At 71.1% G+C, this 11,769-nt stretch carries 6 protein-coding genes; all 6 read right to left on the bottom strand.

Translation table 11 applies throughout. The features are described 5' to 3' along the window. A partial coding sequence (gene bcsN / locus V7067_RS11050; protein WP_334175956.1) for a cellulose biosynthesis protein BcsN occupies positions 1–617 on the bottom strand: 617 nt, incomplete at its 3' end. Between the two features lie 342 nt (positions 618–959). Next, the gene (locus tag V7067_RS11045; protein ID WP_334175955.1) at positions 960–1,934 is read right to left on the bottom strand and encodes a transglutaminase family protein; all 975 of its coding nucleotides are present in this window, start codon (positions 1,932–1,934) and stop codon (positions 960–962) included. Continuing rightward, positions 1,931–4,438 carry a circularly permuted type 2 ATP-grasp protein gene (locus V7067_RS11040; RefSeq protein WP_334175954.1) on the bottom strand — a complete coding sequence of 836 codons (2,508 nt, stop codon included), beginning with the start codon at positions 4,436–4,438 and terminating at the stop codon, positions 1,931–1,933. The genes V7067_RS11045 and V7067_RS11040 overlap by 4 nt, the downstream gene beginning before the upstream one ends. 4 nt (positions 4,439–4,442) lie before the next feature. Next, positions 4,443–7,742, bottom strand: a complete 3,300-nt coding sequence (locus V7067_RS11035) for a transglutaminase family protein (protein WP_334175953.1) — start codon at positions 7,740–7,742, stop codon at positions 4,443–4,445. A gap of 251 nt (positions 7,743–7,993) precedes the next feature. Next, entirely contained in the window at positions 7,994–8,932 is a 939-nt protein-coding gene (locus V7067_RS11030; RefSeq protein ID WP_334175957.1) for a tyrosine recombinase XerC, read from the bottom strand. A 431-nt stretch (positions 8,933–9,363) separates the two neighbouring features. Next, positions 9,364–11,688, bottom strand: a complete 2,325-nt coding sequence (locus V7067_RS11025) for a ComEC/Rec2 family competence protein (RefSeq protein WP_334175952.1) — start codon at positions 11,686–11,688, stop codon at positions 9,364–9,366. Positions 11,689–11,769 lie beyond the last annotated feature (81 nt).

Here is an 11,769-nt window from a genome sequence, read left to right as displayed (position 1 = left end):
ACGCCCTGCGGGGTCGGCAGCATCGGCGCGCCGATCTGGCCGACATCGGGATTGACCGGCCGCGGCGTGCCGAGCGGGTTCCAGTCCAGCGCGGTGAAGAAGCTCGACAGGGTGTAGCCGTACATGAAGGCAAGCAGGTTATCCTCGCTCGCCCCCACCCGGCACAGCCGCACCCGCACCACCACGCTGCCGCGCCCGCCTTTGGGCTCGCTGAACTGGTTGCGATGGGCCTCGATCGTCTGCCACCCGAACAGACACGCGGTGTTGCCGCGCCGCCCGAAGGCATAGGCAAACGGCCCGTAGAAATTCTGCACGTAGGTGGACGACACATACATGCCCATGTCGGGCAGCACCTTGCGCATCTCGCGCTGGATGTCGCCGACCATCGGGCGGTCGAACTTCAGCCGCTGGTCGCCCGGCTGGCTGCCGACCGGACCGTACATGCGCACGCTGATGAAGTTCTCGCCCTCCAGCGGGTCTTCGCTGGCCAGCACGATCTGCTGCTCGATGGCGTTGTTGTAGCGCGTTTCGATCACGCCCACGATCGCCGCCCCTCCGGGCGGCGGCACGATCACCGCCTCTGTGGGCGGCACCTGCCGGGCCATCGTGGCCGTCACGGGCTCCTGACCACGATAGCCGGAGGCACACGCGGACACGATGAGCGCGAGAGAAAGAACGAGCGCGCGGCGCATCGGGGCCCCTGACAGAAAGCGGCTTGAGCCGGGCAGACCCGGGCGCCGCCCGGATCGGCTTGGTATGGTTAATAAAGCCATGAACAAGGTTAACAAATGCCTGACGGCGGCCCCTCTCCGGCCGTGCCGCCACCGGCAGCCGCACACCGTGGCCGGGTCCGGCCGCAAATATCCCCCGGCCGCGTCCCCCCGAACGCGGCTGATCCTGCTGATAGCGAATCTTTTTGCACAATCAAGGCCCCTGCCGGCACCTCCGCCGGCGGGCGCTCAGAAAGCCGGCGGCGGCGGGGCCGGCGGCACGGCCGCAGGCGCGGCGGTCCCGGGCGCGGCGGGGGCGGCCGCGGCTTTGGCCGCGTCTTCCTCGTCCCCGGCCGGAACCACGTCCACCGCCACGCCAAGCTGCTGGCCGCCGGAGGTGACGATCACCCCTTCCACCGGCGCGACGTCGGCATAGTCGCGGCCGATGGCGAGCACGATATGATCGCGCCCCGCGGCACAGGCGTTGGTGGGGTCCAGTTCCACCCAGCCGGCCTCCGGCCCGCACCACACCGAAACCCACGCATGCATGGCATCAGCCCCCTGCAGGCGGGGCTGGCCGGCCGGCGGAATGGTGCGCAGATAGCCGCTGACATAGGCCGCCGGCACGCCCAGCCCGCGCAGGCCGGAAATCATCACATGGGCGAAATCCTGACACACGCCGTGGCGGGCGCGGAACGACACGGCCGGCGGGGTGTCGGTATCGGTGGCACCGGGAACATAGGCGAAGTCTTCGTTGATGCGGTCGTTCAGCTCCAGCGCGGCTTCCAGCACCGGCCGCCCCGGCCGCACGCTTTCGGCCACATAGGCGCGGATTTCCGGTTCCAGCGGCACCCGGCGGCTGGCGAACAGGAAGTGGGCGGGCGAGCGCGGCCCGCAATCGGCGCTGGCAAAGGCCGCCGCCCGCAGCGCCGCCAGATCGGGCGTGGCGGCCGGGTCCGGCAGCACCGGCTCGCTGACATCGAGGCGGGCGACCATCGTCACCAGCAGTTCCTCGTGGGCGGCATCGATGGCCAGCGAGGTCATGCCGTTGCCGAAGAAGTCGGTGATATCCTGCCGCTCCGTCGGCGTCGGCTCAACGACGAGAGCCCGCGACAGCACCCTCAGGCCCGGCCGGTCGCAGGGCATCAGCCGCAGCACATGCCGGGCGAAAGGCGTCGGCATGCCATAGGCATAATGGGTGACGTGGCGGATCTCGTAGATCATCCCAGACCGTCCCAGCTGACGCCCGGCAGGCTGCGGTGGGTGAAATAACGCTGCGCGATTTCGTTGGAGAGCGCCATGAGCTGGCTTTCCACCCCGGCGACGTCGGTCAGGCTCACGGCGGCGGCATCGGCCGTGAGCAGCTGCGTCTGCAGGCGGCGGGCAATGCGCACCGGCTGGCTGACGAGGCCGCCGTCGTCGAGGCCCGGCAGCAGCGCCAGATGATCCGCGATCTCGTTGACCTGATAGGCGAGCGAGCGCGGGTTGCCGGGATCGAGCACGACGAGATCGATGACCTGCGGACGGGCGGCGGCCACGATATAGCGCGTGCGGTAGGTCATCTGGCTGTCGGCCAGTTCCAGCAGAATGTCGAGCCAGCGGGCGGAAGCCTCCGGCACGCCGAAATGCCGCACCACCATGGCGATGCCGATGCCGCGTTCGATACGGCGGCCAAGCTCCAGAAAGCGCCAGCCCATGGAGCGGTTCATGTTCTCCTGCGCCAGCCCGGAGAACGCGGCGATCATGGTCAGCGCCGCATTGGCGCGCTCGAAGGCATCGCCTTCCACCCGGATCGGCTCCTTGCCGGCAAACAGCGCCTCGGTCTCGATCAGCACGCGCCAGGCATCGGGCGAAAGCCGGTCGCGGATGACCGAGGCCGTGCGCTTGGCGTTTTCCACCAGCACCGGCACGGCGCCGGGCAGCTGGCGGTTGCCGAGCGTGGCTTCCGCCGCCGCAATCGGGTTGGTAAAGGCAAGGCCGACGGGAACGGCCCCTTCCGCCTCCAGCAGCGCAACGATGCGGTGGCCGACGCGGTCGGCCGTGGAGCCGGTGTCGCCGAGCCGCCCCGTCAGCGCCCGCACCAGCCGCAGCGTCGCCTCGGCGCGCTCCAGATAGCGGCCGAGCCAGAACATGTTGTCGGCCGCCCGGCTCGGCAGCACGCCGGCGGCGCGGCGGATCGGCATGCGGTCCGGCGGCGGCAGCAGCGTGGTGGCCGGCACCGGCGCCCCCGCCAGCACCCACACATCGGCCGACGAACCGCCCTGCTGCATGGTGAGGGCGCGGGCATCCCGGTCGTCGGAAAGGCGGCAGAACCCGCCGGGCATCACCTGCCAGCCATCGTGCGTAGCTGCCACGAACACACGCAGAATGAAGGGGCGCGGCTCCAGCCGGCCCTTGTTCCACACCGGCATGGTGGACAGCTTGACGATCTCCTGCCCGACCACGTCCACGCCGCGCCGGTCGATGAGATCGAGCATCGCCTTGCGGCCGTCCGCATCGAGGCCGGCGCCCAGCAGCGCCCCCGTCTCCTGCCGGCCGGGAAGGCGCGAGCCGAAGGCGGCGGCGATCGCAAGACGCTCAAGATTGTCGCGCACCACCTCGCGCTCGGCCGGCTGGCCGCACCACCAGGTGGCGACATTGGGCAGTTCCAGCCCCTCGCCCAGCAGCGCGCCGCCGAGCGCCGGCAGAAAACTCATCATCGCGCGCGATTCGATCAGCCCGGAGCCGAGCGAGTTCGCCATGACGAGCGAATTGTGCCGCAGCGCATCCACCAGCCCCGGAACGCCGATCTGCGAGCGGGCGTTCAGCTCCAGCGGATCGGCGAAATCGCCGTCGAGACGGCGCAGCACCGCATCCGCCCGCTTCAGACCGGCGACGGTGCGGATGTAGAGATTGCCGTCGCGCACCGTCAGGTCGCCGCCTTCCACCAGCAGGAAGCCGAGATAGCGGGCGAGATAGGCGTGCTCGAAATAGGTCTCGTTGAGGGAGCCGGGGGTGAGCAGGCACAGCCGCGGATCCTCGCGCTGCACCAGTTCGGCCAGCCCGGCGCGGAACGCCTGAAAGAACGGCGCCAGCCGCTCCACCTGCAGCGAGCGATAGATATCCGGCAGGGCACGCGACAGGGCGAGCCGGTTTTCAATCGCATAGCCGGCGCCGGAGGGCGCCTGCGCGCGGTCGCCCAGCACCCACCACTTGCCATCCGGCCCGCGGCCGAGATCGACGGCATAAATGCGCAGATGCCGGCCGCCGACCGGCTTCAGCCCCACCATCGGCCGCAGGAACTCCGGGCACCCGGCGATAGCGGTGGCCGGCAGCACGCCGTCGGTCACAAGGCGGCCGGGGCCGTAGGCATCCTGAAGCACCGCCTCCAGCAGGCGGGCGCGCTGCACCAGCCCTTTGGACAGCGACTTCCATTCGTCGACGGAGAGAATGAGCGGAACGTGCGACAGCGGCCAGGGCCGCTCGCCGCCGTCGGCCTGATCGTAGACCCGGTAGAACACGCCCGAATCGCGCAGCGACCGGTCGGCCACTTCGAAGCGGCGCGAAATCTCCGCCGGCCCCAGTTCCTCCAGATGGGCGATGAAGGCCGTCCAGTGCGGACGGGGACGGCCGTTGCCGTCCACCATCTCGTCGAAGACCCCCGGAAGGACGGCATAGTCCGACAGAAGGCCGGAGCCCTTGGCCCGTCCCTTCCGCGCCGCCGCTCCCTGTCCGGTTGCCGCTGCCATCGCCTCACACCATCCGCGGGCGGCGCAGGTCGAGGGTCGCCGGGAAATCGCCCGTCACCTCTTCCGGCGGCGGGATCACCATGCCGCCGGTGTAGCCGTGGTGCTGGAAGCGGGCGAGGCGGCGCGCCTCCGCCTCGTAGCTGTTGACGGGGAAGGTCTCGTAACTGCGGCCACCCGGATGGGCGGCATAGTAGACGCAGCCGCCGAGCGAGTGGTTGTTCCAGCTGTCGATGATGTCGAAGGTGAGCGGCACGTTGACCGGCAGCGTGGGATGCAGGCCTGACGGCGGATGCCAGGCCTTGAAGCGCACGCCGCCGACGAACTCGCCGTTGCGCCCGGTCGACTGCATCGGCACACGCCGCCCGTTGCAGGCGATGACGTGGCGCTGCGGATTGAAGTTCTCCGCCTTCACCTGCAGGCGCTCGACCGACGAGTCGACATAGCGCACCGTGCCGCCCACGGCACCTTCCTCGCCCAGCACATGCCAGGGCTCCAGCGCCTGCCGCAGTTCCAGACCGACGCCGCCGTGCTCGACAGCGCCGTAGAACGGGAAGCGGAACTCGCGCTGCGCCTCGAACCACAGCGGATCGACCTCGTAGCCGCCGCGCTTCAGGTCGGCGATGATCTCAAGGAAATCCGCCCACACGAAATGCGGCAGCATGAACTTGTCGTGCAGCGCCGTGCCCCAGCGGGCCAGCGATCCGCTCTGCGGGTTCTTCCAGAACCATGCGATCAGGGCGCGGATCAGCAACTGCTGGGCCAGACTCATGCGCGCATCCGGCGGCATCTCGAAGGAGCGGAACTCCACGAGGCCGAGCCGGCCGGTCGGCCCGTCGGGCGAGAACAGCTTGTCGATGCAGATCTCGGCGCGGTGGGTGTTGCCGGTCACGTCCGTCAGCATGTTGCGGAACAGCCGGTCCACCAGCCAGGGGAACGGCACCGGCCCCTGCCCCGGCGCCGGCACGTTGGCAAGCGCGATCTCCAGCTCGTAGAGCACGTCGGTGCGCGCCTCGTCGAGGCGCGGCGCCTGCGAGGTCGGGCCGATGAACAGGCCGGAGAACAGGAACGACAGGGCCGGATGGCGCTGCCAGTAGAGCACCACGCTCTTCAGCAGGTCCGGCCGGCGCAGGAACGGGCTGTCGGGCGGGCTGGCACCGCCGATCACCACATGGTTGCCGCCGCCGGTGCCGGTGTGACGGCCGTCGGTGAGGAACTTTTCCGTGCCGAGGCGGCTCTGGCGGGCATCCTCATAGAGCGTGGAGGTGATGTTGACCGCCTCGCGCCAGGATGCGGCCGGATGCACGTTGACCTCGATCACACCCGGATCGGGCGCCACGCGGATGACGTTGAGGCGGGCATCCGGCGGCGGCGGATAGCCTTCGATCTGCAGCGTCAGCCCCAGATCGGCCGCCGTGGATTCCACCGCGCCGATGAGGTCGAGATAGTCCTCCAGCGTGCCGACCGGCGGCATGAACACGCACAGCTTGCCATCGCGCGGCTCCACCGAAACCGCCGTGCGCACGCTGGCGCCATAGGTGAGGCGCTGCAGCACCTGCGAGCGGCGCTCGGCATAGGAGGTGCGCTCATAGGCCTGCGCGATCTCGTCGGGGTCCGGCAGATCGCCGAATTCGGCGAAGGGATCGGCCGGCACGACATGGGGATAGGCCGCCGGCGCCACCCACGGCAGCGAGTTCAGCGGCAGGCGGAAGCCCACCGGGGAATCGCCGGGAATGAGGAACAGCTTGCCGCGGCGCAGGCCCCAGCGCTCCGAAACCCAGCCGGAGCCGGCCGCCGCGTTCCAGCGCTGCACCGGCAGCACATAGCCGGCGGCCTTGGTCAGCCCGCGGCCGAAGGCGCGCGCGATGCGCGAGCGGTCTTCGGCATTTTCCAGCCGCGAATCGAGCGCGTCGACATTTTCCGGAAGCTCGGCTTCCTTCATCAGCCAGTAGGCCGGATCCTCGAAGGCCGGCACGGCAAAATCGGCATCGAAGCCGAGGCGCTCCGCCAGCCCCTGCGCCAGCGCTCTGGCCTCCGGCTCGCCCGCCGGCTTCATCGGCACCTCGCGGGCCACCAGATCGGGGTTGCGCCAGATCGGCTTGCCGTCCTTGCGCCAGTAGAGCGAGAAGGTCCAGCGCGGCAGGCTTTCGCCCGGATACCACTTGCCCTGCCCGTAATGCAGCATGCCGCCGGAGGCGAACGAGGTGCGCAGGCGGCGGATGAGATCGTCTGCCCGGGCGCGCTTGGTGGGGCCGACGGCAGAGGTGTTCCACTCCGCGCCTTCATAGTCGTCGATCGACACGAAGGTTGGCTCGCCGCCCATGGTGAGGCGCACGTCGTTGGCCTTCAGGTCCTCGTCGACCTTCTCGCCCAGCGCATCGAGCGCGGCCCACGCCTCGTCGGAGAACGGCAGCGTGACGCGCGGCACTTCCGCCACGCGCGTCACCGACATGTCGAACTCGAACTCCACCTCCGCCGGCTCGACAAGGCCGGTGACCGGAGCGGCGGAGTGATAATGGGCGGTGGCTGCCAGCGGCAGATGGCCTTCGCCGGCAAACAGGCCCGAGGTGGGGTCGAGGCCGATCCAGCCGGCGCCGGGAATGTAGACCTCCGCCCACGCATGCAGATCGGTGAAATCGACCGCCGTGCCGGACGGGCCGTCGAGCGCGGCGATATCCGGCTTCAGCTGGATCAGGTAGCCGGAAACGAACCGCGCGGCGAGGCCGAGGCGGCGCAGCGTGTTGACCAGCAGCCAGCCGGAATCGCGGCACGAACCGGAAGCGAGCGTCAGCGTCTCATCCGGCGTCTGCACGCCGGGCTCCATGCGGATGGTATAGCCGATGGCGTTGTGGACGCGCTGATTGAGCGCGACGAGGAAATCGACCGTGCCCAGCGGCTCCAGCGGCACGGACTCCACGAACGCATCGAAGGCCGGGCCGCCGGGCTCCGGCGTCAGGTAGGGCGCCAGTTCTTCCTGCAACAGGTCGGAATAGGCGAAGGGGAACTTGTCCGCATATTCCTCGATGAAGAAGTCGAACGGATTGTAGACCTCAAGCTGCGCCAGCAGGTCGACCTCGATCTTGAACTCGGTCGCCTTTTCCGGGAACACGAATCGCGCCAGCCAGTTGCCGAACGGATCCTGCTGCCAGTTCACGAAGTGGTTTTCCGGCAGCACCTTCAGCGAATAGGCCGGCACCTTCGTGCGGCAGTGCGGCGCCGGGCGCAGACGGATGGTCTGCGGGCCAAGCGCGATCGGCCGGTTATACTTGTAGTGCGTGACGTGATGGAGAGCAGCCAGGATCGACATGGAACCCCGCGTGGAAGAATGCGTCCTTAGAACCCGGTCCTCCCGGCAAGACGTCCCGGGCAAGAGTTCCCGGCGAGGACGGAGGTTTTCAGGTTAGCGGGGCGGCCCCCTCATGGGAAGCCGGTTGGCACAGCCATTGGGCACGCTCATGGAAGATGCAGCGGAAAAGCGGCGCCGTGGCTGGCCTGCGTCTTCAGGGTGCGGCGACGCCCCGCACCCTGAAGACGCCGGGGCCGGCCGCCGGCGCGGCCTCAGGTGCCCTTGCCGGCCAGAGGATGTGCGCGTGCATACACTTCCAGAATCCGCGCCGGATCGACGGCGGTGTAGATCTGCGTGGTGGAAAGGCTGGCGTGGCCGAGCAGTTCCTGAATGGTCCTGAGGTCGCCGCCGGCCGAAAGCAGGTGGGTGGCAAAGGAGTGGCGCAGCGCGTGGGGCGTGGCGGTTTCCGGCAGGCCCAGCCAGCCGCGCAGCCCCTCCATGATGCGCTGGATGATGCGCGCATCGAGCGGCCCGCCGCGCGCGCCGCGAAAGCCCGGCTCGTCCGGCTTCAGGTGAAACGGGCAGCGCTGCAGATAGACCGCCACCGCCTCGCGCACCACCGGCAGCAGCGGCACGATGCGTGTTTTGCCGCCCTTGCCGGTCACGCGGATCGTGGCGCCGATCTGCGTCAGGTCGGCGCCGGTGAGCGACAGGGCCTCGCCGATTCGCAGGCCCGCCCCGTAGAGCAGCAGAATGACGGCCGTGTCGCGTGCGGCAAGCCAGGGCGCGTGGGCCTCGTGGCCGGCGGCCGCCGCCACCTTCAGCGCGTCTTCCACCGCAAGCGCCTTCGGCAGGCCCGGCTTGACCCGCGGCCCGGAAATCGCCCGCAGCGGCGCCCCGTTAACGCCGTGGAAGCGCTCCAGATAACCGGTCAGCGAGCGCAGCGAGGCCAGCGCGCGGGCGGTGGTGCGGTCGCCGACGCCGTCCTCCGCCCGGCGGCGGGCAAGAAAGGCGCGCACGTCGGCCGGCCGCAGATCGCTGAGCGCGGCAATGGTGGGCGGCCCGCCGAGATGCTCGGTGAGGAACGTCAGCCACTGGAACACGTCGCGGCGGTAGGAAACGATGGTCTTCTCGGCCAGCCGCCGTTCGCCGGAAAGCCGGGTGAGCCACGCCTCCACCGCATCGATCAGATCCGGCGCGGCGGGCACCAGCGGGCGGGCGGCCTTCTTGGCGGCCAGCCGGGCGGCCCGCTTGCCGGCCGCCGCGGTGCGGCGCGCCACGCGGCGGGCCTCCAGCGCCTTCAGCGCCCCTTTGCGGGTGCCGCCGTTGTCCGCCGTCCCGCCCGCGTCTGCCTCTGCGCCTCCGCCCGCCGCCTCAGCGGGTTCGGGCGCGGCGTGGCCGGACGGAGACCGGCCCGCGGCCGCCGGACGAGCGACCGACGACGCCCTGCCTTCCGGAGACGATTTGCCGGCCATCGCCATACTCCTCTTCGCTGACGTGCCTGTGGTGACTGGCCTGCACGGACTGGCCTGTACCGACCGGCCTGCGCCGCTCTGCCTTCACCGGTCTGCCTCTGCCGGTCTGTCTGCGCCGTTTTCGCCCGGCGTCCCATTCAATTCGATTAAGGTACCGCCGGCAGCGTTCAGGGATCCGTCGCCGCGGGCCCGGACGGTGCACCGGAGCCGTCCGCATCCGCAGCCTCCCCTCCCCGGGCCTCCTCTTCCCGCGCCGCCCCATCCGAAGTCTCTGCCGGCGCCATGCCGCCGCCGCGCGCGATCAGCGGGCGCGTCCACGGACGCAGGCCGGCGAGCGCGGTGGCAATGACCGGCGGACGGGCTGTGTCGCCGCCGGGAAAGGTCAGCGTCACAGCCCCGCTGCGCGCCAGCCGGCGGCGGTCGAACAGCAGCGGCGCCGCGCACGACGCCCGCGCCACGGCAACCGGCGCGACCACAATCTGCGCCAGCCGGCAGTCGTCGCCAAGCCCGGTGCCGTCGCGCGAAACCGCCAGCACGAGCGGACCGGCGGCATCCGGCGGCACCTCGCGCAGCACGCAGCCCAGCCCGTCGCAGGCCACTCCGGGCCCGGCAAAGCCGGCGGCCGGCAGCCGGCGCGGCGGCGGCCGGCCGTCGGCGGTCAGCCATGTCTGCGCCGTACGCCGTCCGTCCGGGCCGATGACGAGCGAAAGCCGGCCATCGGCGCCGCGCACCGCGGCACTGCGGCCATCGGCGGCAATCAGCACATCCGGCGGGCGGGTGAGGACCAGCACGGCAAGGCCGGCCGCCAGCGGCACGACGGCCGCCCGGCGCCACCGCGCCTGCGCGATTGCCCCCCACAGCAGGGCCGCTGCCAGCAGCAGGATCGTGCCCGCCGGAATGAACCCGACATTGCCGGCCGTGCCCGTCCACCCGGCAACGAGGCCGGCCACCCACACCATGTAATCGATCCCGAGCCCCATCGGCACGAGGGCCAGCACCTCCAGATGCAGCGGCATCAGCAGAAAGGCGATCACCGCCATCGGCATCACCACCGCCGAGACCGCCGGCATGGCGATCAGGTTGGCCAGCAGGCCGAGCGGCGCGGCGCGGTGGAAGTGATAGGCCGCCACCGGGCCGGAAGCGAAGCCGGCAATGAGCGAGGTGGCGGCCAGCGCGCCGAGCGCCCGCAGCGCAAAGAGGCCGTAGCGCAGCGCCCGGTGCCGCGCGGCCGGTGTCTCATCCTCGTGATGCGCCGGCGTTTTCGTCACCGCGGCAAACACCGCGACGAGCGCGATGACGGCGGCGAACGACATCTGGAAACCGGGATTGAGCACCGCCGAAGGCGCCGCCACCAGCACGATGAGGGCGGCCACCGCCACCGCATGCAGCGTGATCGCCGGCCGCCCGGCGATCACCGCCACGAGCGCCACCGCCACCATGATGAAGGCCCGCACCGTGGCGTAATCCGCCCCCGACAACGCCAGATAGGCCGCCGCCGCCGGCAGCGCGACGAGAGCGGCAATGCGCTTCAGCGGCCAGCGCAGCGCCAGACCGGGCACGAGGGCCAGCCCGCCGCGCACCGCCACCAGCAGCGTGCCGGCCACCAGCGACATGTGCAGGCCGGAAATCGACAGCACATGGGTCAGGCCGCTGTCGCGCATGGCCTCTTCCACCGCCGGCGAAATGCCGCCGCGCTCGCCCACCATCAGCGCCACGGCGATCTCGCCGGCCTCGCCCGGCAGCGCAGCCCGGATGCGGCCGGCCAGATCGTCGCGCACCGCCGCAACGCCGGCCGCCAGCCGCTGGCGCCATGGCGGCGGCCCGAGATCGAGCGGCGTCACCGGCCCCAGCACGAAGCCGCTGGCGCCGATGCCGGCCAGATAGAGCATGAGGGCCGAATCATAGCCGCCCGGCATGTCCGGCCCGCGCGGGGCGGAAAGCCGGGCGCGGAAACGAATGCCCTCGCCGATGTGCCGGGTCACGGCGCGGGCCGGGGCCGTCACCATCACCCGCGCGGGCACCGGCTGGCGGGCCGTGCCGGCGCCGGCCGCGCGGTCGCCGAACCGGCCGACCGCCACCACCAGCCGCACCCGCCCGCCGGGGCGGTGTTCCAGCGCGGCGATGCGCCCTTCCACCACCACCGTGCGGTCGCCCGCCATCACCGGCGCGGCGGCACGCGCCACCTCAAGCCCCGCCAGCGCCGCCCCGCCGGCAAGGGCCGCAAGCCCCGCCAGCACCAGAAAGCCGGCCACATGGCGGCGCAGCACAGCCGCCGCCATGGCAAGCGCGGCGCTGCCGCCGGCCAGCAGCAGCAGCGGCGGCTCGGCCGGCAGCGCGAAATAGCCGCCGATTCCCGCCGCCATCAGCACCGGCAGCCAGAGAAAGGCGCAGCCGGCCTCAAGATCGGTGGCGAACGCCGCCGCAAGGCCGGCACCGGCCCGGCGCCACCACCGCGCCGACAGGGCCGAGCCGCGATCGGCTAGCGCGCGCATCCGGCGGCCGACCGCGCGGCCACCGGCGCGCGGCGGCGCCTCGTTGCTGCCTGCTGTCTGCTGCGGCCCTGCTGCCATAAT

The sequence above is a fragment of the Pseudoxanthobacter sp. genome (assembly GCF_036822375.1).
GTDB lineage: Bacteria > Pseudomonadota > Alphaproteobacteria > Rhizobiales > Segnochrobactraceae > Pseudoxanthobacter.
This window is presented reverse-complemented; position numbering and strand designations above follow the sequence as displayed.